Genomic DNA, 25,362 nt, shown 5'->3' with positions numbered 1-25,362 from the left:
CGTCAAGTAAATTTAATGCTTGTGGTTTTGCGTGATGTACCGCTTACACAGGAATTAAATTTACTTGACGGCCGTGAAGTGAAAGGGCCCGTGTTGGAAGCCCATTTGGATAAATTTGCCATGGCTTTGCAGGAAATGGCGGAAAAACTTTCCCGCGCGGTTATTACGGGGGTTAATGCTACGGAAGGGCTAACTGCCACGGAAATGATGAGCCAAATCCGTAATCTTTACAACGATATTAAATCTTGGACAGATGCCTGCGGCGAAGAAGCGCAAAAAGCCATTGACGCGGCCGTTAGCGCATACGAACAAGCCGAAAAACTTTACGCTTCCGTTGAATACTACGATGCCGGAACTCCCGCTTTGAACTATACCGGCGACTTGCAAACCTTCCGCGTAATGGAAAGTTACAAAGCAGACGGCATGACTCTTAAAGTTTTTGTAAACGGGCTTTTGAAACGCCGTGGTACAACGGAAGATTATGTGGAAATCGTAAACCCCGATTTGGAATTGGGAGGTACCGAATATGGCAACACGGTGGTATTTAACTCTCCGCTTAATGTGGGAGATAAAGTGGTGTTTATGTTCTCTGACACTTTAACAATGCCGGGGGGAGAAGTGGCGCAAGCCGCCGCTTTAGCCGCTGAAAATGCACAAAAAGAAGCCACGCGTGCAAAAGAAGAAGCCGACCGGGCCGAATCTCACGCCAATACCTTTATCCCGCGCCAAATCGGCCAAATCTACTATTCCCAATCAAATAAAGACGAATACAACTTGGGCGCGGTTCCCGGTTGGACGGGCGAAACAAGAACAAAAGCCGAAGTACCCGGTTTATGGGAATTTGTGCAGAAACATCCGGAACGCCAAATCTCCGCGCAAGAATACGAAAGCATGCTTGCCGAGAAAAAGACGGTTCCTTACTATGTTGTGGATAATGCAAACCAAACCTTGCGCTTGCCGATGTACACGCGCTTTATTTCGGGCGTAGATGCCGATGGTAAGATTGGTGCGGAAACCGACAAAGTACGCGCTTTTGAAGGGTTGTTTACAAGTTTTGACAGACAAAGCGACAAGTCTAAATATGAGCCGCCATTCAAGGTGGAATCTCGGTGGAGTTCTCATGTGAAAAGCGGGCATGGTGACGAGTGGGGCACAATCGTAAAAATGGATATGTCTTTGCTCGGTGCTAACTTTTCCGGAAAGGAAACTGCTCCTGCCCATGCGCGTGAATATCCGTGGATTGTGTGCCAAACAAAATTGGAAGGTCTCTTGGAATACAACGGTGGTGTAATCCGCGTGAAAGGCTACACGGAAGCCCAATGGAACGCCATGGAAGAAAAGCCGCAAAACGAACTTTCTTTGATTGAGGAAACCATTGTATGAGCGTAATCATCAACGGTAAACGATATGTGGCCGCGTGGCTAAACGGTAAGCGATACGATAAGGGGTACTTTAACGGGAAACTCGTTTTAGTCACTCCTGACAATAACGCTTACCTGATGGCGGCCGATACGGTACACTTGCGCGTGAACAATGCCGATTTGCTTGCTTATGACATCGTGCCGCAGGTCGTACATAAACTACCTACCGATTTGGGTGCACTTCCTTTCAAAGTTTCTTTTGAAGTGCATAGCGACTTAATCGGGGAAGGACTCTGCTATCTGTTTGACTTCGGCGGCCTTTTGGACTGTAAATCTCACTACGGAACATTGGCTTTCCGATTCAATTGGCAGGAAAAACCGGATTGGCAATTCGTGCAGAAAGAAGCAATTGTGGACGGTTGGAACAAAGTAGAACTTGTTTCGGAAGGCGGTATTATTCGCTTGAAGGTAAACGGTTACTCTTGGGTACTGCTTGACAGTACGGTCAAACAGGAAGTGATGCCGATTGTGAACAACGGCCTTAAGCGCACCGGAAACATTATCAGCGGTACCGGAACAAATACTCATGTGGCGATGCTAAAAGAAATCGTATATTGGGGTGCTTTGGATTCATGGAAGATTGAGGTTAAATACACTCACAAGGACGGCGGTGGCGGGTATCCAAGTATTTTTGGCCCGTATTCCGGAAGTTTGCGAAATTGCCCGGAACTAGAAATTGATACGGCAAAAGGGAATCAATTATACGCAAACCTTTGCGCATCTAGCACAAGCCCTCTAAACGGCGGGAGTTATGTGGAAGAATACCTTGTTGACGGTAAGACTTACTACTTTGTGTTGGAATTTACCGGCACAAAATACTTGCTACGGGTGAGCGAGGACAAACTTACTTGGCGCGAACATATCTTGTACGAAGGGGCCGTCAAACTGTACAACGCTACAAGCGGAACTAACTTGATGTTAAACCTTCTGAACTCCCGTATTTCGGACGGAACGCGCTACTCCATGGGAAGCATCGACTTATCCGAACTTCGCGTGACGGTTAACGATGGGAATTCTATACGGCAGTTAGAAATGGAAGAGGTGTATCCCGTTTCGTATCCTCCTTTTACGGTAGGTGCGCTAACGGTCAAGCAGGATTGGGAAAAACTTACAAACTTCAAAGCAATTACTCTAGGAGAATAAACATGGCTACTACTAAAAAAATTACAGACTTAAATGAAGCCAGTAAGATTGGCATAAACGACTTAATGGTATTGGCACAAAGCGGGGAAAAGGAAGCGACTTCCGCCCCAGTGGGTGCGTTGGTAGATAAAGTGGCAACGCAGATTTCTGACGGGGCATTGATTGAGCATTTGGCAGGTTTGTCCAAACAGAAACAAATTCTTGCTAAAGCATTAACCGACAAAGGCGTGGAAGGCATTTCAGAAAAAAGCACATTGGACGAAATGTCCGGTGCGGTTAAAAACCTTGAAGTTTTGGGTGAAAAAACGAACTTAAAAGGTACGGTGATATATGGCAGTAGCGATAGCGGCAGTATGTTTAGTGATGCGAATTACTCCAAAATTTTGCCACTTGCCTTGCACCGTTTGTATGCGTATTTCAATGTAAAAACCAAAACTTTTAGCATTTTGAAATTTGGTAACGATTTTACTTATGAAACCTTGGCAAGTGTAACTCTAACCGATAGTTTTATAAACACCGATGCGTACTACAATTACATTGACATCTTTTCCAATACAGATGAAACTAAAATCGTGTTGCGTACACAAAGCACGGAGGGGTCTTATTCCTTTAGGTGTTATAGTTTTAATGTGACTTATGGCGAAGATGTGACTTTAGAGCAAATCGGACAGGCAGTCGGTTTTACGACATATTCAAACCAAATGGCGGGCAACGGAGCAGTTAGCCCTAACGGGGAAAAATTCTTTTCTTTCCAAAATAGCTATCAACGCGCTCAAGCGGTAGATTTTATTTCGGGCACAAGCACAGAAATTTCTTTCTCTTGTGATGATAACTACGCTTATGGGTATTCTCAAAAGGTGCTAGCGTACAAAGTGGACGAGAACGGATTTGGGGTTGCCGTATTTGGCTCTAACGGCACAAAAGCCGCGTACAAAATGCAGTTTGATTTTGTAAATAACGCGGTAACTTATTTGGGTGCAATTTATTTGCCCTCTGCAAAAATTTCCGACAGAAACCATAACTATTGGTACTGCCCTTACTACATTGCAGACAAAAATCTAATCATTGTTTTGATGGGGGATTTTGTCGAAAATTCCAATGTGTCCGTACAAAAAAGATACTTCCAATCCCCTGTTGAATTTATTGTGATGAATGCCAAAAACGGCGAAGTGCTATCTCAAATAGTGCTTAAAACTTGTATGAAATCGGACGAAGATAATTCAGTATTTCCAAAATCTGCAGATGTTTATTTTTGTGCGAAACTAGACAACGGAAGATATCTTTTTGGGGCCGCTAGAAGGGGTGTTGTTGAGTACGATGCGGAAACCAATACGATATATCGTTTTGGAACAGACGAAGAATTGTTGGAAGGTGATTTTCTTGGACAAGTAAGCGCAACAGCAATTGGAATCTTCCAATACCATCAAATCCCAATCATGTCATTTGATGCGACTTGCTTGTATGCTCATACGACAGCTTTGACCGATTCCAATTCTTTTATGTTGTCAGGTTCCTACTATCGTGCCGTTATCTATCCGCAAGTAGTATGGGGCGAACTGTACAAAAGAAACGGAAATGAAATTGTGCGGACTTCCTTCTTTGAACCTGAATTGTACGAAGCGGGAGCGTACGCGGAAAAGGATAGCGTGGAATACTTAAACCTGTCGGAAGCGGAGGGGTAAGATGATCAACAAAGCACAATCGTGGTTGATTATCCTTTCGGCTATCGGTGCGCTGGCGGTGTGGTGTGTTACCATGTATGGCTTGCCGCCACGAGTTAGCAAATTGGAAAGCCGCATGGAATACTTGGAAAAGAAACTGGTAACCACCGAGGTCAAACAAAGCATGATTTTGGATACGGTGGTGCGGATAGAAAGTTTTATCCTAAACCGACACGGGAGGGATTAGTATGCCTAAATTCTCTAAAGTAAGCCGACAACGGCTAAATTCTTGCCACCCGGATATCGTCCGGGTGTGTGAGGAACTTATCAAACAGTATGACTTCTCCGTCTTGGAAGGATACCGCGGAGAAAAAGAACAGAATAAAGCGTTTGACAAAGGAACTTCCTGCGTGCGCTACCCAAACAGTGCGCATAATAAAACCCCCGCTTTGGCTGTGGATATTGCTCCCTATCCTATAGATTGGCTGGATTTGGGGCGTTTTAGGGAAATGATTTACCGCTTTGATGCTGTGGCATGTATGCTACGAGATCGGGGGGAAATAAAAAGCCGCTTTGTGTATGGGGCTTTTTGGAAAACCTTAAAAGATTTCCCGCATATTGAAGTGAAATTGTAACCCCGTCGATTTCGACGGAATTAAAAAGGAGGAGTATATAAATGGAAGAAGTAATTGTAACTATCGTAACCTTTGTGGTTACCTTGGCGGATAAATTCCCATGGTTGGATACCGCACTGGCTATTGTAGGAGGTATTTATGTGGCCCTTCTATTATTGCAAGTGCCGGTAGTGGCCGCCGCTAAACTTACCAAAACCGAGAAAGACGATGCTTTTCTCGCCAAAATGTACGACTTTTTGACCGATTGGGGGCCTTGTTTCGCACCCGTTGCGGCCGTATTCAAAAAGAAAGTCGGTATTGAAGAAGAAACGAGCGCTCCGGTAGAACCGGAAGAAGTAAAAAATGAATAGTATGTGGCAAACAATCTGGCAAGTAGCCTTGGCTGTAGGGGCGGTGTGGACAATTGCCGCCCTTGCGGCCCGTTCGGCCCGGAAGGACGAACAACTAAAACAGAAACAACAAAAGGAGCGGGAAAGTGAAAAGGTTGATGAGATACTGGCCGATACTGGCGGCCTTGGCCGTGATGAGTGCCTCAAGCGGTTGCGCAACAGTAAAGACAAGTAATGCGGCTGTTTGCAAAATCCGTTTCGACTATACGGATAAAGGGGTGGAAGGGTTAAATTTGCAAAATCTGCGTGCTTTGGTGGCCTTCAAAGAGGTGTGTGATGGGGGAAAATGATAAGGTTGTTGCTCCGGCAAGAGCCGTAACGGGGCTTGCTGCTCCAAAAAAACGAAAAAGGATTCACAACAAATCCGGGGCCAACCCATGTGATTTTTGTTATTTTGATGAGTATTACGGGGAAATGTGCTGTGATTCTGACGGCCTACCGTGCCGGTTGGTTTGTCAACGGTGTAAAGATTTTTGAAAAATGCTTTAATGAAAAAAAGGGGGAATTATGGAAAGTAAAGAAAATTTAGAAAAACAGTTGGCCGCGGCTAAACAGGAACTAGCCGAAGTGAAAGGAACACCTTGCGAAGTATATAGCCGCGTTTGTGGGTATTTGCGCCCTGTTCAAGGATATAATAAAGGTAAACAGGAAGAATTTGCGCTTAGAAAGAAAATGGTTGCAGAGTGTTAGAAAAGGAGTGGCAAGCATGTTCTTTGGCTTGGACAATATTTGTAGAAGATTTTGAAGCATGACCAAACCGGATAAAATAACCTCTCTTTTTAATAATCGGCACTGTAGTAAAAATTGTAGTAAAATTATTTCTTTTTTTACTACTTTTGGTAGTACATAAAGGGGCTAAAAGTGGGGCAAAATACGACGACAAACACACAAAATTTTGTTTCTGTCCTCGTAAAATAAAAATAAGAAGTCTTGCCGCTCTCTGCGCATTGTTTTATCGTCTGAGTACTGCCAAATTTACTGCCAAGTTCAGTAAGTTTGGCAGTTTTTATTTTATATCTGTATTCCAGAAAAAACTTAGATGAAGGTTACGATAGGACAAGCGTTGGGTTTACAAACGCCTTCTTCCGGGGTGAAATGTTCGCAAAATTTCTTTTTTACCGGGTCTCCGTAGTGATAACAGGAAACCTCGCCCGACGAAAGAGGCATATTAAACAAAACATCTTTATAAGTAAATTGCAGACTGTTATTGTTCGGGTTTATGGAAAACTTGGTTCCGTCCGGCAAAGTAGCGTTGGTAAATTTTCCGCTGGTTTGAAATTTGGTTCCTCTGGGGAAACCTACCCTCATGGCGGCGAAATTATAACTATAATTGCCTTTGGTAGTATAATTCATCTTTTGGGCTTCGTGAATCTGTCTTACCCAAATCATATATTTTGTAAAGCGAGATTGTTCCACGGCACGTTCGTATTGAGGTAAAGTGGCTCCCGCCAAAATACCTATGATAAGTACCACTACCAACAATTCCACTAATGTAAATCCGTTTCGCATAAATCAAAATATTTTTTAAGTTATTTATTGTTTTAACACAATTTTATTATTTTCCAAAATGCTAAAATAATTTTATGAGAATATCCTTCCTTTCTCCGTTGGGGGCGGCATGGATTTGTTGGGCGATTGTGGGGCTCTCTCCTATCGTCGGCAAATATGCCATCGGGGTCATCAACCCGCCCCTTCTTGTATTTTTAGGTTCCCTTATCGGTTCTTTTATTTTGCTTCCTGCCGTTCTTAAACAACAGGAGTGGGGGAATATTCTTTCCGCTTCAAACCGTTGGAAATTTTTATTTATCGGTACCTTCGGCACGGCTTTACCGTTTACGATTCTCCTTTCCGCGCTCCATTACACCACTCCCGGAAATGCCGCCATTTTGCAACAATCGGAACTCATCTACTCTCTTTGCTTTGCCATGCTTTTTTTGAAAGAGAGTCCTTCCCGCAAACAACTTATCGGCAGCTTATTGGTCATGTTAGGGTCGGTGCTTATTTTGTTGAAAGCCCCTTATACGGCCCAGTGGAAAGGGGACTTGATGATTTTAGGCAGCACCTGGATGTTGCAAGCCGCGTCCACTGTGGCTAAAAAACTGCCGCAAGGAATCTCTCCGGCTGCTATCGGGCTTGCGCGGAACTTGTATGCACTGCCTGCTCTTGGGATTCTGCTTATTTGCACTTATGCAGGAGGGAATAAAGCAGTTTTTCAGCCCTCCTTTCAACTTTTTGCCGTCATAGGATATACGGGAGTGCTAAAATACGGGCTTGCCATGTGGGTGTGGTATCGGGCGATACGCGCATTAGATTTAAGCAAAGTAACAGCCATTTATTTATCTTACCCGGCTATGACCCTTCTTCTTTCCGCTCTTTTAGGCCTTGAAAAACCTTCCCCGGCACAAGTGGGGGGTCTCCTGCTTTCCCTGTACGGGGGATACTTGATTAGCCGCCATATTAAAAATAGGGGATAAAACCTTTCCCTCCCGCCTTAGAATTAGTACAATAAAGTATATGTTTAATATTGCACCCGTTTACGCCATTTGGATTGCTTGGTTTATCACGGCGGCCAACTTAGTGGCCAGTAAATTTGCCGTACCCTATATTACCTCCGCTTTGTTTATGTTGCTTACCTGCACGCTGGCGGCGGTGCTGTTTCTGCCTTATATCCACCGTACGAACGGGTGGAAAATTTTGCTTGATAAAAAAATTTGGCCCCGCTGTTTGGCTATCGGCACTTTCGGCACGGCTTTGCCGATGACGATTTTTATGATTGCCCTTAACTATACCACGCCCGTAAACGGAGCCATCTTAAATCAATTTGAAATTATTTATTCATTGATTTTATCCTATATTATTTTGAAGGAACGCCCGTCGGGACGGCAAATCGGAGGGTCTCTACTTATTTTATTGGGTGTAGGTATGCTTTTGTGGCAGGCCGGCACTTCGCTGCAACTAAAAGGAGATCTCATGATTATCGGCTGTTTGTGGATGTTCCAAGTCAGCCATATTTTTGCCAAAAAACTCCCGGCCGATATTCCGCCGCAGTTAATTGCAGGGGCGAGAGCCATTTTTGCAATTCCGGCGCTTTTGGTATTAGTTGTCGGGATTATGTACTTTCAGGGCCCGCTTCAATTGGACAGCCACCCGGCTTTATGGACGGCACTTATTTTTAGTGCAGTCGCCAACTATTTTTTAGGAAATACTTATTGGTACCAAGCAATCCGTAATATGGATTTGAGCAAAGCCACCGCAATTATTCTTTCTTACCCGGTGATGACATTTCTGCTCTCGGTACTGATGGGACAAGATAAAATCACTTTATACAAAGTGCTGGGTATGGTTCTCGCCATCGGCGGTGCATATATTGTAACCGGCATTGTCAAACAAGGAGATAAGAAATGAAAAAATTGGTGTTATTTGATTTGGACGGAACCTTAGTAAATGCGGGCGGTTGCGGACGGCGTGCCCTTATTAAGGCTTTTGAAGAACTTTACGGTGTAACTCCCGAATTTGACACTGCCCTCATTGCCGGTCGTACCGATATCGACAATCTATCCTTGGTGTACGGTCTTATCAAAAAAGGCAAAAAACCTACCGCCGCTGAACTGAAAAAATTAAAAGCCAAATACTTGGAACTGTTGCCGGTGGAAGTAAACGCGTCCGTCCGTTGCAAAAAATATGATTTAATGCCCGGAGTGGAAAAATTTTTGAAACTTCTTTCCAAAGAAAAAGACATCATTTTGGGTTTAGGAACCGGTAACCTGGAAGAAGGGGCCAAGATGAAATTGGAACCCAGCAAACTCGGTGCTTACTTTACAGTAGGCGGTTACGGGGAAGACGGCCATACCCGCGAAGAAATGTTGCAAGCCGCCGTTAAACGCGCCGAAAAGAAATTCAAAACCACTTTTGCGCCCGATCATGTATTTGTTATCGGTGACACCCACCGCGATATTGTAGCCGCTAAAAATTGCGGTTTCCACAATGCCGCTATCACCAGCGGTTTCGGTGATGCGCAACGCCTGCAACGCGCCGCCGCCGAATTGGAAATGCCTGACTTCAAGGACATCTCGATGTTCTGCGTATGGTTGGGAGTAAAAACCGACCCGAAAGGAGTAAAACGCGGAAGTTACATCATGCCTGCCAGTGCCATCGAACACGTTTTTTTCAGCCGCACCGGCATTGATGAAGACCGCTTAAAAATGCTCCGCATCAAAAAATACGAAGATTTAGAATCCGGCACGATTATGTAAGAGGGAAAACAAAATGGAATGGTACACCGCCGCTGAACGCTTTACCGAAGCTCTTGCCTCTTCCGACCCGACCCCGGGCGGGGGGGCCGCTGCCGCTCAGGCAGGGGCCATGGGGTGCGCGCTTGCGATGATGGCTATTGGTACCACGCTAAAGCGCAAAACCATTTCTCCCGATGTAAAAAACCGTTTGGAACAAAGTTTGAAACGATTGGGTGCCCTTAAAAACGAACTTAAATCTTATGTACAAAAAGACGGAGAAGCCTATGCCAGTTATTTAACGGCACGCAAACTTCCCAAGGAAAACCCTTCCCGCGAAGAGGCTATCCAAAATGCCTTGTTGTTTGCGGCGCGTGTCCCGTCGGATGCCGCCACCACGGCCGTAAGAGCCTTGAAAGAAACCGACACCATTAAAGACGATATTGCGGAAGTAATTTTGTCGGATGTTTTTTGCGCGCGCCACTTATTACAAGCGTGTGTGCGCTGCGCGGTGGAAAGTATTCGCGCCAATTTGCCTTATATCACCCACCCGGATCGCATCGCCGAGTTGGAAAAAGCAGTTACCGTATTTTTGAAATCTTGCTAGGGGAAAAATATGAACGAGAAAGCCACCAAACGCAGCGGAATGTTGGGCACCATTTACAGTATGTTACCCGGTATTGACGACGACTACGCCGCCAAACTGGTTTATACATTGGAAAATAAAAAAACAGTTCAACAACTACAGCAAAACATTGCCGATATTGCCGCCCAACTCAGTTCCGACTCCCCGATGACCGACACCATTGTCGCCCGCATTTTAATGGACGAAATTACCGTGCCGGCCGCCCTGCGCCAACTGCGCATTTACAACAATGCCACCTCCATTGCCGAACTCTGTGCCGCGTTGGAAATTCCGTCCGCGGATACGGGGAAACTCCTGGAAGTATATGCTTCTTTTTCTTCCAGAAAGTTCTTTGACGAAGAATTTGCCAATGCTCTTAAAGATGTGCAGGAAGACGGCGAAATGCCCGATGCCGACAAAGCCCTTTTTGCCGTTAATATCCTCTTGAAAAATGCGGAAGAAGTGCTCCTTTCCTCCGCCAAAACAGCCAAACAAAATAAAAAAGATATTTTCAAATGGGCCGATAAGTACCATCTTTCCGTTAAAACCACGGCAGAATTGGAACTTTTATACACCCAACCAGCCAGCATTTCTTTCAAGCAAGAAATCAAACATTTGGTGGAAGAACTCAAAAAACATAATGACGACGAACACCTCTGTGCTTCTTTGGCCGCACGGGTAATGTTGTGCCAAATCACTCCTAAAGATGCCGAGGATACCGCCACCCTTTCCAAATTATTGGAAGGTCGTTTGTTAGAAGAAGATTTAATGATTATCGCCTGCCGCTACTTAAAAGCCAAAACTCCGCAAGACATTGCCACCACTTTTGAAGCGGTACTAAAAAAACTGCCCCATGTGGCCAGCCCCGCCGAAAACCTGGGATTGGCCGTTCGTGTGCTTTTAGACGGCACTGCCGACAGTTTCGAACGGGCCGGGCAACAAGCCGCCCTTAAAAGAGACCGCGAAGTTTTGCGTCGCAGTTTAGCCAAAAAAGAATTATATGCCGGCTACGAATACGACCTGGCCGACCGCTTTGGCGGCAAAAAAACCTTTATTCAATTAGAAAGAGAAATGCAAGATTTATTAAATACGCTTCCTTATTGTGCCGAACCGAAAGATAATAAGGAACTCGCTTGCAAAGTACTCTTGGGATCCTTAAGTTTAGAAGAAGCCTCCAAGCAAGCCCAATACCTGCGCGACCTCAAAGCCCAAACGGTTACCCAGGGCCTTGCGCCGGAACTGATGAAAAGCTACTTAGGCACCAAACCGGCAGACGAAATTATGCGTTTCTTCGAACAAACACTTTCTTCCTATACCTTTTGGAAATCGGACAGGGAAAAACATGTTTTTGCCCTGCACACGCTGGTGGGGGAACTAAACGGTACGTACAATCGCCGTATTTCCCAATTTGTGTTGGATATGTTGGAAAACGGCTCTTCCCTCGAACTGATGACGGATATGCTGTCTAATATTCAGACGAGAAAAACCAGCCAGGAAGAACTTGATAACCTGCTGAATATGTATAAACAAGCAAGGGTATCATCAAAATCTTAATAAGATTTGAAAAAAAATACTGTTCAATCGCGCGGTAATTTGCTATCCTTTTATCGTGCTGTTTTGTATTTATTTTTTTCAAGGGTGAAAAAATATGAGATATTGGGTCTACATTAACGACAAAGTTGAAGGTCCTCACGATGAGGATAAGTTGGTAACGCTGCAAGGCTTTACCCCGGAAACGCTGATCTGCTCCGAAGAAGTTGCAGCCGGCGGCAGCCAAGAATGGGTGAAGGCTTCCAGTATTTTTGAGTTCGATCAAATCGAAAAAACGCTCAATCAACCGATGCCGGAGGCTCTTGCCACCGCCACGACACAACAACCGGCGCTAACCGCTACGCAAGCCCCTGTGGCGCAGGAAACTCCTGCCCCCGCGCAAGAACCTGCCCCGACCGCTAACCCGGTTGCCAATAACGATTTAGCCGCGTTACTGCTTGCCAAATTAGATTCTCTTACCAACCAAATTTCCGGTTTACAAACCAAATTGGACGGAATGCAATCTAAGTTGGACGAGGCCGTTAATGAAGCACACGAAGCCCGCTTAGCTGCTACGGCTGCTCAATCGAGCCAAGTCCCTTCCGACGTGCCGGCCTATATGCCGCCTTCCGACTTGGAAGACCGCAACAACACCATCACCCTTACCCGCCACGATATTGAACCGGAAGCGGAAGAAGAAACCGAAAACGAAGAAGCTTCCATTACCAACACCGAAAGCTTGGTATCCAAAGCGGAAAACATTGTGGCCGCTGCCAATAAAGAAGAACCTTTGGATATGCTTGGAGATTTAGCCTTGGAAGAAGCCTCCAAAGAAGCCAATGCCGAAGAATCTCTCGGTTCCACCCCGGAAGAAGAAGTCCTTCGTTCTGCTTTAGATTCTTTATATGGTGCCCAAGCCATACAGACCCAAGAAGAAAAAGAAAGCACCTTCCAAGATTTGTTGACCCCCAAACAAGCCGCCGAATTGGCTGCCTTGGCTGATGCCAAACAAACCAAAGAAGAAAAAACTTTGGACGAAGCCTTACAAGAAACGGAACCTGCTAAAGAAGAAACGCCTTCCGCAGATGAAGCGGCGAAAGATGCTTTACTGGCAGAACTGACCGCTTCCCCGAAGGAAGATGTATTGGATCAGGTAATCCGTGAAAAAGAAGAAGAAAAGAAAGGCGATACGCTGAAAGTCGCTGCTCTTTCCGCTGCTGCCGGCGTAGCCGCCGCGGCCGGTATAGCCTCCTTGATGGGCGATAAAGAAGAAAAAGCGGAAGAAGCCCCGGCCGAAGAACCTGTAGCCGAAAAACAACCGCTTAATTTGGAAGAAGCGGCCGAAGCCCCGGTGCTTTCCATTGCCCCCGATGCCGCCGAACCGGAAAAATTGGAAGAAGTTTTGCCGGCTGACCAAATGCCCGCAGATGTTCCCGCGGCTCCTGAAGCTGAAACCGTAGAAGCGGAACCCTCTGCCGTGCCGGAATTGCCTGCCGAAGAACCGAAAGAAACCCAAGAAGAACAACCGCAAGCCGAACCCGTTGCGGAACCGCAAGCCGTTGAACTTGAACCCGTTGCGGCACCCGAACCGGTACAAGAACCCGAACCCGTACAGGAACCCGAACCGGTACAAGAACCTGCGCCGGTAGAAGAGCCGGTTGCGGCACCGGCTGAAAGCCTTCCTTCTTTGGACCAATCCGATCCGTCGGCCGTTGCCCAACAAATCAAAGAAGATGAACAAAAAGATGCCACCTTCCAAGAATTGGTACCCAATGCTCCGGCTGAAAAACCCGAAGGTTCTTTGATTACGGAAGATGATTTGAACGATGCGTTTGCTGAACGCGACACTGAAAATCAAAGCGTAGAACAACTCTTTGGCTTGGATCAACAAAACCAAGAAACTCAACCGAACGAATCGGTTGACACCTCTGTTCCGGCCGCCTCGTTGCCTACCTTTGACGAACAAACCGCGGATCAACCGCTCCCCGTCGGCAACCCGAACGATTTAACGGAAATTGAACTCAAAGAAGGTTCTACCTATTTAATTTCCGACTTCGTACCTCCGGCCCAAGCGGACGGAAATGCTTTGCCGAAAGAATTAGGCGCGTTAGCGGGTGAGCAAACCTCCACGATGAATCCCAAAGCCGCCGAACCGGCCCAAGAAGAAATGGGAACTGAAATTCAAGAAATCGTATCCTCCACCAAACAAACGGAAAAACCGGTGGAAACCACCCAGTTGGAAGTGGCGGACGGTGTAACGATTTCCCAAGTAATTTTGGAAAATACCATTAAAACCAAACGCGGTGCCACCTTGGACATCAAAACCGTCCCCATGGTACCGGAACCGGCCCAATCCGAACGCTTACACTTAGATGACTTGGCCGATGACATCAACACCCAACACGATGTAAAACCTGCGGACATTAAACCCGCCAGCGGCAAAACCAAAGCCGTTGTGGGTGGGGTTGTTGTGGTTGTGGCCTTGGGGCTTATCTATGCCATGCTTGGTTTTATGAACTTGTTGCCGGCCTCTATCAATGTATTTGGTGATAAACAAGCCGCCGCCCAACAGGCTCAACAAGCCCAAATGGACGAAATGTTGGTAGATGAAAACACCTATCAGCAAGACCCGTCCGCGCTCGTGGACGCTGCCCCGGCTGACCCGACTACGGTTGTCTTGCAAGAAGTGCAAGCCTTCCCGTTGATGAACGGCTATACCTTAAAAGAGTTTATTGAAGCCAAGCACCCGGCTGCCGTTAACTTGATTACGTGGGAAATTTCCACCGCAGTAGACCCGGATAACTACTCCGTAATCGTTAAAGTTCCGCCGGAGAATCCGCAAAGTTTCAAAACCTCTTACCGCTTTAACTATAATGCGGTAACCAAAGCGTTGGATCCCACCATTTCCGATGCCAAAAACCTGTTAGATTCCGCCGCGCAAGGCGTGCCTGCCACCCAAGCCCCCTTGCAATAAAAAAACGGCTAACAGCCTAAATTTAACCCCGCGGCAAAAACTGCGGGGTTTTTTATGGATAAAAAATTTTCGTACTTTTACTCCCGCTAAAGGAATTACCAAGAACAATAAAAATATCCTGCGGTTTTTCCGCAGGATATTTTTTATTGGTTTATTAAGGTTTCCTTAAACAGAGAAATTACTTAAAACCGATGGATACCACCGTTTCCATGCCCACCGTTTTACACAGTCGGTGCTGACGGGGAGTATCGGCCACCACCACACATTGTTCTTTGCCGGGATAGGGGGAGTGATCCAACCACACCCGATAACCTCCGTCCAAAGGGGTGTTACGCTTTCCAATATAACCGGCAACATTTAAGTCGCTGTCTTTTTTCAAATCGTACCACTCCGTTTCGCAAAGAATCGCATTATCTCCCGCGGGGATAGTACAACCGGCGGGCGGTGCAATATCCAACTCATCAATAGCAGTGGGATAAGTTCCGTTAGCAAGATAATAAGTTTCCGCCGCTAGTTTTAGGGCTTTTACAACAGGCATCAGCCTGGCAAAACGGGCTTTATCTACCGCCGTGTGATATTGGGGCAAGGCTACCGCGGACAAAATACCTATAATTAAAACAACCACTAAAAGTTCAATTAAAGTGAAACCCTTTTTCATAAGAAGGCTCCTTATAATTAAATTGTATAAGCATAAAGGGAATTTGTTTCCTTATCAATATGATAATGGAATAAGTCTAAAAATACAAGAAATAAAAAACCCCTGCCGCCGATAAAACGGAGCAGGGGGGGAGAAAATACAAGTTCCAAACTATTTTACGGCATTTTTGGCGATGGTTTCCAACACGCGGAAAGTTTTTTCCGCCCACGCCAAACTGACCCACTCATACGGGCCGTGGGGGTTTTCGTACCCGGCAAAAATATTGGGGGTGGGCAACCCGCGCAAGGAAAGTTGTGAGCCGTCCGTCCCGCCGCGGATTTGCGCCAAATGGTACTCAATGTTATTTTCTTTTAAGGCCCCTTCCAACAAGTCCATGGCTTGCGGGTGTTCTTTCAGCACCTCAAGCATATTGCGGTATTGTTCTTTGAACTCTACTTCAATTTTGGCAGCCGGATACTTTTGGCGTTTTTCTTCCACCAAATCTTCCAGCATCTTTTTGTATTGTTCAAACTTACCCAAATCGTGTTCGCGCACAATGCCTTGCACAAGGGCACTTTCCAAGCCGCCTTCAATGTCTTTGAAAAGAATAAACCCTTCGGTTCCTTCGGTGGTTTCGGGCAGTTTATCTTCCGGCCAGGAAGAAATAATATCCGCCGCGATGCGAACGGGGTTAGCCATAAAGCCTTTGGCGCAACCGGGGTGACAGGCTTTGCCCGTGATGCGGATATCTACGGAATCGGCATTGAAACTGCCGCAGTCAATCTCACCCATGTCGGCCCCGTCAACGGTGTAGGCAAAATCTGCATTAAAACGTTCAATGTCAAAATAACCGATACCGGTGCCGGTTTCTTCGTCAATAGTAAACGCGGCTTTTAACGGCCCGTGTTTGATTTCGGGGTGTTCGGTTAAGTATTCGGCTAAAGTCATAATAATAGCGATACCGATTTTATCGTCCCCACTGAGCAAGGTGTTTCCGTCCGAGGTAATAATATCATCACCCACGCAAAGTTTTAAGTTGGGCGCGGTTTCGGGAGAGAGGAACATCTTTTTTTCTTCGTTAATGGTAATGGTTCCGCCGTCGTAGTTGGGGTGCAATACGGCGCGGATATTTTTGCCGTTATAATCGCAAACGGTATCCATGTGCGAAAATAAGCCGATGGTGGGGGCAGGTTTATCCGTATTGGCGGGGAGTAACCCGGTTACAAAACCGTATTCGTCCACTTCCACTTCTTGAAAACCAACGGTTTTCATTTCGCGGGCCAGCATATGTGCAAAAGTAATTTGATTGGGGTTAGTGGGTATGGCTTTGCTGGTCGGGTCGCTGGTGGTATCTACGGCAATATATCTAAGGAAACGGTCATAAATTTTTTGTTGTAACGGGTTCATAAATTTTTCTCCATAAAACGCTTATTTTATTATACAATTTATTGAGATTAACTCGGAGGGTTTATGAAAAAATTATTATTGTGTGTTGTTTCCGCGTGTTTGCTGACGGCTTGCGCCACCTTAAAAGAAGCCCAAAACTTGGCTAACTGCAAATTTGCTTTGAAAAGTGTGGAACTGGTGAACTACAATTTAACTTCGTTTGATTTTGATGTAGTTATCGCCATTACAAACTTAAATAAACAAGATGCCGCCTCGTTAAAACGGTTTGAAGGGGTTTTGACCGTCAACGAAGACCCCATGGCCAATGTAACCTTAAAAGATATCCGCATTGAACCCAATTCCGTCAAAAACGCTAAAGCGAAACTCAGCGTTCCCATGTCCCAATTTAGCACCAAGTTGTTAGGGCTTATCAGCATGGGTAGCGGTACTTTGGACTATCATTTAACGGGCACTATGTATTTTGAAGGCCCGATGGGGGTGGAAATCCCCATGCCGGTGGACATTGGCCGCGTCGGCAGTTACAACTAAAATTTAATCAAAATGAAAACCCCCGCTCAAACGAGCGGGGGTTTTTGGTTATATCTTTAGTTTTACAATAAAATCAGCCGTAATACCCACGCGGATAAAAAGGCCAGGCCCAGCGTCAGGCTGACCACGCGCAAGGTGTCTTTCCAACCGCTTTCACGCAACATCACAAAGAAGGTAGCCACACACGGCAAATACATCGCCATAAACACACAGGCCACTACCAACATTTCGGGAGCCAAGTGGAAGGGTTCCAACAAGGCAATAGAAATATCCTTACGCAAAAAGCCCAAAATAAGAAGAGGGGTAGTATCCGCCGGAAGGCCCAGCAGCATTTCCACCGGATAGCGCGAAATTTTGGTTATCCACGCGGTTAAACCGGAAAATTGCATTAAATCTACAAACAATACCCCTACTAAAATAAGCGGCAACGCATCACACAGATACTCTTTCATACGCAACCACAATTTGCGTAGTAACGGCCGCCATTGAGGCACCTGCCACGAAGGAATTTCCATAAACAATTCGGGTGTTTCGCCTTTCATCAGTTTGTTTAACACCGTCCCCGCCAAAATACCGTTTACTACAAGCGCACCAAACACCATTAACATATATTTAATGCCGTAGGGGGAAAGGATAGAAATAATCATGGCTGTTTGCGAAATACAAGGCGCGAGTACCAAAATAAGGGCCAAGGCAATCACTCTCTCGCGGCGCGTTTCAAGCACGCGCACACCCATTACCGCAGGAACTTTACACCCAAAGCCCAGCATGATCGGGAGAGACCCGTACCCGTGCAAACCTACCTTATGCAAAATGCCGTCCAACAGCACTGCCAAGCGCGGAAGATACCCCAAATCGCCCAAGAAACCCATTAACGCATAAAATGCAAGCACATACGCCATTACATCTACCAAGGCAATTTTTAAGCCGTCGGTTAATATCCCAAAAAAGGTTTCGCCGCCGTCGCCCACCAGTAACTTCCCCAAAAATCCGTCCTGCGCCGAGCCGAACAGTTTTTCCATAAAGGGGAAATAGTAGGCTTCATACAACGGATCCACAAAATTGATGATTCCTTCGCCCACCCAACGGATAATCATAAAAGAAAGAACCAGCACAATAAGCGCAATCGGCAGCCCCGTAATGGGGGTAGTGGCCCAACCTTGCAAGTGTTCCCAAAAAGAAGGGTGTTTGTGCTTAACCGTCTGCACTTTGCGGATAATACGCCCAATTTCGTTCCATTTTCCTTCGGGAGTGGGGGGAACTTCCAACTGGGTGGAAACTTCCTGCCGTTGGGCCAAACGGGCAGCTTCGTGCGCAAGTTCTTTTAACCCTTCCCCAGTTGTACCCACCGTGGCAATAACAGGAATACCCAACAATTTTTTAAGGGCTTTTATATCAATATGAATCCCTTTGCGTTGGGCTTGGTCAAACTTATTCAAAAGCAAAATAACAGGTTTTTTAAGTTGTAAAATTTCCAACAGAAAATATAGGTTCCGCTCCAAGTGCGAAGCGTCCGCCACACAGACGATAAAATCGTAATCTAACTCTTTGAACAAGTTACGCTTTTTCCCTTCAATTACCCACTCTTCTTCCAAGCGGTACAGGCCGGGAATATCAATAATATCGTACGCTTCGCCGTCAAACTGAGTTTGCCCGTAGTTTAGGCCGACCGTCGTTCCGGGAAAATTGGAAGATATAATACCAATACCCGTTAAGCGAGAGAAAATAAGGCTTTTGCCCACATTGGGGTTACCTGCAAGAAGAAAAGTGTTTTTCTTGGAAGTAACCACAATTTTTTTGGCGGTTTCGCGGCCGATGGCCACTTCGGTGCCGGATACATTTACCACCACCGGGCTAGACCCCTTTTTGCGTGTGATAAACTGCCCACGCACCAACCCCATAGCCGCTAATTTTTCGGCCATTTTGGCATCGGTGCGAATATCTTTAATTTGGGCGGTGTGGCCCGATTTTAATTGTTGAAGAGTACGAGAATTATCTTTTTCCATAAAAGTTAGTTATTCCTTACTTTTATATTTTACCACAATATCTCCCGCCGAGGCAATACCCTTTCTCCGACGAATAAAACGCAAAAGGAGTGTTTTTTTGTATAATTTATGTATAATTTAAGTACCATTTTAGGTATATAGGAGAAGATATCATGGCTTATAAAGTGAATCCGGATGTTTGCATCAATTGCGGTGCTTGCGAATCTGCTTGCCCCGTAGCCGCCATCAGCGAAGTGGAAGGCAAAAGAAAAATTGACGAAACCAAATGCATTGAATGCGGCGCTTGCGCCGGCACCTGCCCGGTAAGCGCGATTTCTCTGTAAGGAAATTGCCTAGGGCAGAATGCAAGACAAGTTGCTCTGCCCGGTAAGCGCGATTTCTCTGTAAGAAAATTGCGAGAAAATTTAACCGCCTCGTAAGGGGCGGTTTTTTACGGAAAAAATCGCCTAGGGCAGAATGCAAGACAAGTTGCTCTGCCCGGTAAGCGCGATTTCTCTGTAAGAAAATTGCGAGATAATTTAACCGCCTCGTAAGGGGCGGTTTTATTTTTCCTTCTAATATAAAACAAAAAGAGCAGGGGGATGTGCCCTGCTCTTTGTTCAGAACCGTTCGGGGGGTAAATCGAAAGGTTCTGGGGGATAAATCTTACGGTACAACCATACCTTTATACTCTTATCTTACATTGTGATTTGAAAAATTGCAAGTTTTCTTCAAAAAATAAAGGTTTATTTTCCTTTAATTCTTTTACATTACATAACTTTTAAAAAATTGTGTCAAAAATTCCTTTCCTCTTGCTATAATATAGTATCGGAGGGAAACACATGAAAAAATTAAGTGTCATTTTAGTTTTAGCACTGGCCGCCCTTCCGCTCTGCGCGCAAGATGCACAGACGGGGGACGACTACTACACAGGGTATGAAGGACTTGTCCTCGGAGAGAGCGCCCCGCGCTCCGCTACGGATGCTATTGCCGAGCACGCCACACAACCGATTCCCGGTGATATTTACCGCGGAACTTTGTTCGGCGCAGAACAAAAAAAATACGAAAGTACCACCTTGGGAAACCGCAAACGGGCAACCAAAAAATTTGTGTACGATACTTCTCTCGTGCGCGCCATTAAAATCAGCGATGTGGATCGCGTGCGCACTTTGATGTATGCAAATGTAAATGTAAACGAAAAAAACTATGCGGGTATTACCCCTTTAACCATTGCGGCCGAAAAAGGTAACATGGAAATTATCAAAATGTTAGTGGAAGACGGCAAAGCCACCATTAACGAAGCGTCCAGTTACGGCATTACCCCGCTTATTGCCGGGGCTGCCGCCGGGCAAGACGAAGCCGTGGGTTATTTGATTCAAAAAGGTGCCGATGTAACCGTGAAAGACGACTTGGGCAAAACCGCCCTTTTGTACGCTATCGGTTACGATAAACCCAAACTTATCAGCAACCTGATTAAACTTAACAACCAATCTATCAACTTGCCCGATAACGCCGGCAACACTCCGCTTATCTATGCCGCCCAAAAAGGGTTGCTTAACAATGTAAAACTTTTGGTTACCAACGGTGCCAATGTGGACTACCGCAACCCGGCCACCGGCCTTAGCGCGCTTTCCGCGGCTTCTGCCGAAGGTTACAGCGATATGATTCGCTACTTGGTAAAAATCGGTAAAGCCAATGTAAACTTGCCGGATCTCGCCGGCCGCACGCCGATTTTCTACGCCATCGAACATAACAAAACCGATGCGTTACGCACGCTTATCTCTTTGGGAGCCAACATCAATGCTCGCGACAACAACGGCACGACGCCTTTGATGCGCGCGACTTCTAAAAATCACAAAGACTGCGTAGAAATTTTGTTGAGAGAAAAAAAAACCATTAACCTCAACGAAAGAGACCACCAAGGCCGCACGGCATTGACATATGCAGTTTATTCCGAAGACTTAGGCCCGGCCCAAGAATTGGTAGCCGCTCAAGCCGATTTGAACATTGCCGACAACGAAGGCAACACGCCCGTTATGGCCGCTATTAAAGCCAAAAACGACCGCGCCGCCCTTCTTTTCGTGCAAAACGGGGCAGACTTAACCCAAGTAAACAGCAGCGGTAAAAATGTATTTTCTTTGACGGAAGAATTTTTACCCGCTTCTTCTACCGCCAATGTGTTGGCCGCTAAAAAGGGAACTATTGAAGAACAAGCCATGCAAATCCAAGCGCAAAAGTTGGCTGAAGTTCGCGCCTTGGAAGAACAACTGGCCTCCCAAGAAGCCGTTGTAAAAGAATTGCAAGAAAAACAAGAAGCCAAAATCAAAGCGGAAAAAGAAGCAGCCGAAGCCGCCGTTCGCGCGGAAGTGGAGGCCCAGTTCCAAGAACAGGCCGCCGCCTTGGAAAACGACCCGGAACTGATTCGCCTGCAACAACAATTGGAAGCCGCCAGAGCCCAAAAACAAGCTGCTTTGCAAGAGGCTATGGATCGCCAAGTTGCGCAAAAGTTGGGAAAAGCCGCACCGGAACCTTCCATGCTGGCCGAAGAAGTATCCGCCAAAACGGAAGAAGTAAAACAAGCGGCCGAAACCGCCAAAGTGCAAACCAAACAAAAAGTAAATAAAGCCAAAACAACGGCTAAAAAACGCCGCACGACGGCTCGTAAAAAAGCCACAGCCACCAAAGCCAAAGTGCAGGAAACGGTAGAAAAAGCCACCGTGGCCCCGCAAGAAATCAATATGGCAGACCTCTTGGCTCAATAAAAAAAATTAAATCTAAAAAGCCCCTCGCAAGAGGGGCTTTTTTTACACAAACATTTTTTAATTACAAAGGCTTTTTAAGGGCCCAGCCCAGAAAGGCCTGCCACTTTCCGTATAGTTCCATGGCTTCAGCCGAAGGCAAAGCGGGCTTTACAATTGTTGCACTTTCCTCTTTCCAAGAGGAAGAATCCCACCCTAAAAATTCCATTGTTTTGCGGGCTGCTCCCAGCACACTGGCTTGCGTATCTTTTTCCAACAGAATTTCCTTCTGCATAATATCTGCCTGGAATTGCACCAAATACGCCAAACGGGAAAGCCCGCCGCTGGCTTTTAGCGGCCCGTTAAGTACAAACCCGTTTGCCTGCAGATAATGGCCGATATCCGCCAGCAAATAGGCTACGGAGCGGACTACCCCGGCAACCCAGTCCTCGCGACGCGTAAGGGGGGATAAACCGCCAAATACGGGCGACACGGAAAAATTCCAATAGGGGGCACCCAATCCGCCCAGCGCAGGCAAAAACCACACAGGCGATTGGGCAGAATAACACCAATCGTTGAGTTCTTCGTCAGCAAAGGCAATTCCTTGCGTTTTTAACCAAAGCAATGCACTCCCTGCCGCGTTTACCGGCCCTTCCAAAAAGTAGCGGGGTTTTTCGTTTTCCGCAGATACCGCAAGAGAAGTAAGCGTGCCCGGCAAAATAGCATTTTTTTCACCCGCGTTATACAACCAAAAAGCACCCGTTCCATAGTTAATTAAACTGCCGCCTTGGGGCAGGTTGCTCCAAGCCGCGGCCATTTGCTGATCGCCACCCATAGCACAAACAGGAATACAAACGCCTTTATAATTATATGTTCCGTAGTCGGCACAAGAAGGTTTTAAGGCGGGTAAACATACCATGGGAATACCGAAAGCGTTGCAAAGTCTTGCACTCCAGGTTTGGGTACGGATATCCAAAAGAAGCATGCGTTGGGCCAAGGTAGTATCCGTGGCAAAAACAGATCCCTGAGTTAAGTGCCATACTAAATAACTGGCAATAGGCGCCACCAACAAATTCCCGGCATCGAGGGCTTCTTTTACCGGCGGGATATTTTTTAGACACCACGCAATTTTAGGCGCGGAAAAATAGGGGGTTTTATAAAGTCCGGTAAGCGCATGGACTTCTTCTTGGGTAACGGGCGCGGCCTCGGCTTCTTCAAAGGAACGGCCGTCTTCCCAAGTCAACACAGGGGCTAACGCCTTGCCCGTGGTTTTATCCCACAGAACAACCGTGGAACGCTGGGAAGAAACGGCAAGACCCGCCGCTTGGGAGGGGGAGGTTTCTTCCAAAACCTCGTTGATAACTTGTTTGGCTACGGACAGCATTTCGTCTGCCTCGTACTGAGAGAGCCCCTTGGCAGGACGGGAAGGAACGATATGAACCGTTTTTTGCAGGCGGATTTGTCCGTCCGCACTGACGGCCGCGGCACGAAAACTGGAAGTGCCCAAATCTACCGATAAAATATATTTTTCCGTCATTTTTTCTCTCCGTATGCAGGGTTATACCAACGGTTTTCTTTTAGCAAAGTGTAAGCCGCTTTATCCAAAGCAAGAAGTTTGTTTTCGGTTTCCCGTTCATCAAAATCGGGAGAAAATTTCTCTACCGATAAAATTTTCCCGCCGCTATGGCGCATGGCCCCCTGCTCCGTCACAAGCCCGATGTTCATACCTTCCGATACCAACGCCGCACGCGGGGCATCTTTCTCAAACAAGTCCCGTCCGAAAGAGGTATAAGCAGGGTTTAGGCCCGTTAAACGGTACAAAGTCGGCACGATATCCAACTGAGAAACCACATAATCAATCTGCGCGGGCTTAAGAATTTTAGGCGCATAAAAAACAAGAGGAATACGAAAGCGATTTTTGAGCGAAGGATCTTTTTTCCCTCCCGAAACATGATCCGCAACGAATACAAAAACAGTATCGTCAAACCAACCGTCTTTTTTGGCACGATTTATCAATTCCCCGATAGACCAGTCTGCAAACGACAAGGTGTTCAAAAACCCATGCTCCCACGAATCGTAAGGATGTTTATCAAACTGAGGTAAAGTGGAGGTAAAAGGTTCGTGCGTAATACCCGTAAAAAGCATTGCCAAAAAGTTGGGTTCCTTACGATTTTTTATTTTATCGGCCGCAAACATAAAGGCATCATAATCATAGCCGAAGGGGGCTTTTTCTTGATATTCCAAACGTTCGGGGATATCTTCCCACCCGTAACTTTCTTGCGCACCCAAATAAGAAGCCAACGTACACAGGCGGTAAGAATCACGCTTGGAGGTTTGGGCAAAAAAAGTGTAGTAACCTTTGTCGGCAAAATGCTTAGGCATGGGGGAGAAAGCCGTTAATTCCAACCCATAACCAAACATGGGTAAGCCCGGCACCAGGGGTACTCCCGCGAAAACGGCAGAAAAGCCGAAAATACTGCGTTGGCCCGTTGCATAAGCATTTGAAAAATTGACTCCGTTTTTTACAATCTCGTCAAACACGGGAGTGGCCCCAAACCCATTATGGGAAAGAGCATCTACATAATACGGGTGCCACCCTTCCAATAACACAACAACCACATTGTATTTCGGCGAGGAAACCACAGAAGAGGTGCGTTTGCGCATCAGGGGGAATTTTTCGTCCAAAACCGCCTCATCGGCAGAAACCAGTTGTTCTTTTGCATAAAGGAGGGCTTTATCCTGCGGATATTTGTTGGATACTTCCACCGCCCCCTTACGGCCGATTTGATAGGAAGTAAAAACTCCGTTTAACACCAAAGCCGAACCGGCGGGAGAAGAAACATATTTATACGCATCAGCCACACCCAGAGCTTTTCCGCTACCCAAGTGCCCGCGAATCCCCAAGAATATTAAAAGTAAAATGAGCAGCCCGGTAACGGTTTCTTTCTTCCAAGACCAGGCCCGCGCCTGATAACGGCGGTTTACATAACGGCCCAGTTGCCATACAAAAATACCGAAAAGGGATAATAAAATAGCCAAAGGGAGCCAAGTTTCCGTAAAAATATACGAAACGATAAACCCCCAATCGTTGGAAAGTTGCAAGATTTCTTCGGCAATATGGCGGTTAACCTTGGGGAAATAGATTAAATCAGCGATTAAAAAACCCGCCATAAAAATAAATTCCGCCGCCCATACGCACACCCAGGTCTTCACCCAAGCACGGGCCTTAACGGGCAGGTTTAAGAAAAATAAAACGGGCCCCGTTAAAAGAGCCACCATATAGTAATCAAAACGCAGTCCGTTTAGAAAGCCCGAAAGTATTTCTCCGCGGGAAAGGGAAGAAAAATATGCCCCGTTTAGCAGGAAAAGGGCTGCCCTTGCCAGCATAAATAAAGCAAGCGATGCCAACACCGCGCCGGCAGAAAATTTCAAGCGAAAATCTTTTTTCGAAGGATTCATA

The 25,362-nt window shown here is 46.2% G+C and carries 22 protein-coding genes; 16 read left to right on the top strand and 6 right to left on the bottom strand.

From position 1 onward, the window contains the following. Positions 1–1,379: 1,379 nt before the first annotated feature. The 7 genes from E7027_06955 to E7027_06925 all read left to right on the top strand — a co-directional run bounded on the left by E7027_06955 (position 1,380) and on the right by E7027_06925 (position 5,939). Positions 1,380–2,564 (top strand): hypothetical protein, encoded by a 1,185-nt coding sequence (locus E7027_06955; protein ID MBE6421841.1) that lies wholly within the window; start codon positions 1,380–1,382, stop codon positions 2,562–2,564. A gap of 2 nt (positions 2,565–2,566) precedes the next feature. Further along, the gene (locus E7027_06950) at positions 2,567–4,246 is read left to right on the top strand and encodes a hypothetical protein (GenBank protein ID MBE6421840.1); all 1,680 of its coding nucleotides are present in this window, start codon (positions 2,567–2,569) and stop codon (positions 4,244–4,246) included. Between the two features lies 1 nt (position 4,247). After that, entirely contained in the window at positions 4,248–4,472 is a 225-nt protein-coding gene (locus E7027_06945; GenBank protein ID MBE6421839.1) for a hypothetical protein, read from the top strand. A gap of 1 nt (position 4,473) precedes the next feature. Then, positions 4,474–4,860 carry a M15 family metallopeptidase gene (locus E7027_06940; protein MBE6421838.1) on the top strand — a complete coding sequence of 129 codons (387 nt, stop codon included), beginning with the start codon at positions 4,474–4,476 and terminating at the stop codon, positions 4,858–4,860. Positions 4,861–4,901: 41 nt separating this feature from the next. Next, a complete protein-coding gene (locus E7027_06935; GenBank protein MBE6421837.1) occupies positions 4,902–5,210 on the top strand; it encodes a hypothetical protein in 309 nt (102 codons plus the stop codon). 1 nt (position 5,211) lies between these two features. After that, on the top strand, positions 5,212–5,424 hold the full coding sequence (locus E7027_06930) for a hypothetical protein (protein MBE6421836.1): 213 nt from the start codon (positions 5,212–5,214) through the stop codon (positions 5,422–5,424). A 332-nt stretch (positions 5,425–5,756) separates the two neighbouring features. Further along, positions 5,757–5,939 carry a hypothetical protein gene (locus tag E7027_06925; GenBank protein ID MBE6421835.1) on the top strand — a complete coding sequence of 61 codons (183 nt, stop codon included), beginning with the start codon at positions 5,757–5,759 and terminating at the stop codon, positions 5,937–5,939. Between the two features lie 345 nt (positions 5,940–6,284). Here E7027_06925 and E7027_06920 read toward each other — a convergent pair whose 3' ends face one another. Beyond that, the gene (locus E7027_06920; GenBank protein MBE6421834.1) at positions 6,285–6,758 is read right to left on the bottom strand and encodes a prepilin-type N-terminal cleavage/methylation domain-containing protein; all 474 of its coding nucleotides are present in this window, start codon (positions 6,756–6,758) and stop codon (positions 6,285–6,287) included. Positions 6,759–6,832: 74 nt separating this feature from the next. Between E7027_06920 and E7027_06915 the strand changes: the two genes are divergently transcribed. The 6 genes from E7027_06915 (at position 6,833) to E7027_06890 (ending at position 14,607) form a co-directional block, all read left to right on the top strand. After that, entirely contained in the window at positions 6,833–7,723 is an 891-nt protein-coding gene (locus E7027_06915) for a DMT family transporter (GenBank protein ID MBE6421833.1), read from the top strand. A gap of 40 nt (positions 7,724–7,763) precedes the next feature. Continuing rightward, a complete protein-coding gene (locus E7027_06910) occupies positions 7,764–8,654 on the top strand; it encodes an EamA family transporter (GenBank protein MBE6421832.1) in 891 nt (296 codons plus the stop codon). Further along, complete coding sequence (locus E7027_06905) at positions 8,651–9,502, top strand: HAD family hydrolase (GenBank protein ID MBE6421831.1); 852 nt, start codon at positions 8,651–8,653, stop codon at positions 9,500–9,502. Before E7027_06910 ends, E7027_06905 begins: the two co-directional genes overlap by 4 nt. 13 nt (positions 9,503–9,515) lie before the next feature. Further along, positions 9,516–10,085 carry a cyclodeaminase/cyclohydrolase family protein gene (locus E7027_06900; GenBank protein MBE6421830.1) on the top strand — a complete coding sequence of 190 codons (570 nt, stop codon included), beginning with the start codon at positions 9,516–9,518 and terminating at the stop codon, positions 10,083–10,085. Between the two features lie 9 nt (positions 10,086–10,094). Next, positions 10,095–11,657 carry a hypothetical protein gene (locus E7027_06895; protein ID MBE6421829.1) on the top strand — a complete coding sequence of 521 codons (1,563 nt, stop codon included), beginning with the start codon at positions 10,095–10,097 and terminating at the stop codon, positions 11,655–11,657. A 94-nt stretch (positions 11,658–11,751) separates the two neighbouring features. Continuing rightward, positions 11,752–14,607, top strand: a complete 2,856-nt coding sequence (locus E7027_06890; GenBank protein ID MBE6421828.1) for a hypothetical protein — start codon at positions 11,752–11,754, stop codon at positions 14,605–14,607. Positions 14,608–14,785: 178 nt separating this feature from the next. Here the strand turns inward: E7027_06890 and E7027_06885 are convergent, their stop codons facing one another. Both E7027_06885 and pepT read right to left on the bottom strand, forming a co-directional pair. Next, positions 14,786–15,265, bottom strand: a complete 480-nt coding sequence (locus tag E7027_06885; GenBank protein ID MBE6421827.1) for a prepilin-type N-terminal cleavage/methylation domain-containing protein — start codon at positions 15,263–15,265, stop codon at positions 14,786–14,788. Between the two features lie 150 nt (positions 15,266–15,415). After that, positions 15,416–16,651: a peptidase T gene (gene pepT, locus E7027_06880; protein ID MBE6421826.1), complete on the bottom strand. Its 1,236-nt coding sequence runs from the start codon at positions 16,649–16,651 to the stop codon at positions 15,416–15,418. Between the two features lie 63 nt (positions 16,652–16,714). Between pepT and E7027_06875 the strand changes: the two genes are divergently transcribed. Next, positions 16,715–17,179: a hypothetical protein gene (locus E7027_06875; GenBank protein MBE6421825.1), complete on the top strand. Its 465-nt coding sequence runs from the start codon at positions 16,715–16,717 to the stop codon at positions 17,177–17,179. Positions 17,180–17,241: 62 nt separating this feature from the next. Here the strand turns inward: E7027_06875 and E7027_06870 are convergent, their stop codons facing one another. Next, positions 17,242–19,185, bottom strand: a complete 1,944-nt coding sequence (locus tag E7027_06870; protein ID MBE6421824.1) for a ferrous iron transporter B — start codon at positions 19,183–19,185, stop codon at positions 17,242–17,244. Between the two features lie 152 nt (positions 19,186–19,337). Between E7027_06870 and E7027_06865 the strand changes: the two genes are divergently transcribed. Both E7027_06865 and E7027_06860 read left to right on the top strand, forming a co-directional pair. Beyond that, positions 19,338–19,508, top strand: a complete 171-nt coding sequence (locus E7027_06865) for a 4Fe-4S dicluster domain-containing protein (GenBank protein ID MBE6421823.1) — start codon at positions 19,338–19,340, stop codon at positions 19,506–19,508. A 498-nt stretch (positions 19,509–20,006) separates the two neighbouring features. Next, positions 20,007–21,926: a hypothetical protein gene (locus tag E7027_06860; GenBank protein MBE6421822.1), complete on the top strand. Its 1,920-nt coding sequence runs from the start codon at positions 20,007–20,009 to the stop codon at positions 21,924–21,926. A 61-nt stretch (positions 21,927–21,987) separates the two neighbouring features. Here E7027_06860 and E7027_06855 read toward each other — a convergent pair whose 3' ends face one another. Together E7027_06855 and E7027_06850 are read right to left on the bottom strand one after the other, a co-directional pair. Beyond that, positions 21,988–23,439 (bottom strand): hypothetical protein, encoded by a 1,452-nt coding sequence (locus E7027_06855; GenBank protein MBE6421821.1) that lies wholly within the window; start codon positions 23,437–23,439, stop codon positions 21,988–21,990. Next, positions 23,436–25,361 carry a hypothetical protein gene (locus E7027_06850; protein ID MBE6421820.1) on the bottom strand — a complete coding sequence of 642 codons (1,926 nt, stop codon included), beginning with the start codon at positions 25,359–25,361 and terminating at the stop codon, positions 23,436–23,438. The genes E7027_06855 and E7027_06850 overlap by 4 nt, the downstream gene beginning before the upstream one ends. Between the last annotated feature and the right edge of the window lies 1 nt (position 25,362).

This window comes from Elusimicrobium sp., assembly GCA_015062115.1.
In the GTDB taxonomy this organism is placed as follows: domain Bacteria; phylum Elusimicrobiota; class Elusimicrobia; order Elusimicrobiales; family Elusimicrobiaceae; genus Avelusimicrobium.
Note: the sequence above shows the minus strand (reverse complement) of the source record. Positions and strands in the feature narration are given on the sequence as shown.

Excerpts from the sequence above, each read along its gene's own strand:
- E7027_06895 (MBE6421829.1), top strand. The coding sequence starts at position 10,095 with ATGAACGAGAAAGCCACCAAACGCAGCGGAATGTTGGGCACCATTTAC.
- E7027_06890 (MBE6421828.1), top strand. The coding sequence starts at position 11,752 with ATGAGATATTGGGTCTACATTAACGACAAAGTTGAAGGTCCTCACGAT.
- E7027_06935 (MBE6421837.1), top strand. The coding sequence starts at position 4,902 with ATGGAAGAAGTAATTGTAACTATCGTAACCTTTGTGGTTACCTTGGCG.
- E7027_06855 (MBE6421821.1), bottom strand. The coding sequence starts at position 23,439 with ATGACGGAAAAATATATTTTATCGGTAGATTTGGGCACTTCCAGTTTT.
- E7027_06860 (MBE6421822.1), top strand. The coding sequence starts at position 20,007 with ATGAAAAAATTAAGTGTCATTTTAGTTTTAGCACTGGCCGCCCTTCCG.
- pepT (MBE6421826.1), bottom strand. The coding sequence starts at position 16,651 with ATGAACCCGTTACAACAAAAAATTTATGACCGTTTCCTTAGATATATT.
- E7027_06850 (MBE6421820.1), bottom strand. The coding sequence starts at position 25,361 with ATGAATCCTTCGAAAAAAGATTTTCGCTTGAAATTTTCTGCCGGCGCG.
- E7027_06940 (MBE6421838.1), top strand. The coding sequence starts at position 4,474 with ATGCCTAAATTCTCTAAAGTAAGCCGACAACGGCTAAATTCTTGCCAC.
- E7027_06875 (MBE6421825.1), top strand. The coding sequence starts at position 16,715 with ATGAAAAAATTATTATTGTGTGTTGTTTCCGCGTGTTTGCTGACGGCT.
- E7027_06930 (MBE6421836.1), top strand. The coding sequence starts at position 5,212 with ATGTGGCAAACAATCTGGCAAGTAGCCTTGGCTGTAGGGGCGGTGTGG.
- E7027_06910 (MBE6421832.1), top strand. The coding sequence starts at position 7,764 with ATGTTTAATATTGCACCCGTTTACGCCATTTGGATTGCTTGGTTTATC.
- E7027_06885 (MBE6421827.1), bottom strand. The coding sequence starts at position 15,265 with ATGAAAAAGGGTTTCACTTTAATTGAACTTTTAGTGGTTGTTTTAATT.
- E7027_06945 (MBE6421839.1), top strand. The coding sequence starts at position 4,248 with ATGATCAACAAAGCACAATCGTGGTTGATTATCCTTTCGGCTATCGGT.
- E7027_06900 (MBE6421830.1), top strand. The coding sequence starts at position 9,516 with ATGGAATGGTACACCGCCGCTGAACGCTTTACCGAAGCTCTTGCCTCT.
- E7027_06920 (MBE6421834.1), bottom strand. The coding sequence starts at position 6,758 with ATGCGAAACGGATTTACATTAGTGGAATTGTTGGTAGTGGTACTTATC.
- E7027_06955 (MBE6421841.1), top strand. The coding sequence starts at position 1,380 with ATGAGCGTAATCATCAACGGTAAACGATATGTGGCCGCGTGGCTAAAC.
- E7027_06915 (MBE6421833.1), top strand. The coding sequence starts at position 6,833 with ATGAGAATATCCTTCCTTTCTCCGTTGGGGGCGGCATGGATTTGTTGG.
- E7027_06865 (MBE6421823.1), top strand. The coding sequence starts at position 19,338 with ATGGCTTATAAAGTGAATCCGGATGTTTGCATCAATTGCGGTGCTTGC.
- E7027_06870 (MBE6421824.1), bottom strand. The coding sequence starts at position 19,185 with ATGGAAAAAGATAATTCTCGTACTCTTCAACAATTAAAATCGGGCCAC.
- E7027_06925 (MBE6421835.1), top strand. The coding sequence starts at position 5,757 with ATGGAAAGTAAAGAAAATTTAGAAAAACAGTTGGCCGCGGCTAAACAG.
- E7027_06950 (MBE6421840.1), top strand. The coding sequence starts at position 2,567 with ATGGCTACTACTAAAAAAATTACAGACTTAAATGAAGCCAGTAAGATT.
- E7027_06905 (MBE6421831.1), top strand. The coding sequence starts at position 8,651 with ATGAAAAAATTGGTGTTATTTGATTTGGACGGAACCTTAGTAAATGCG.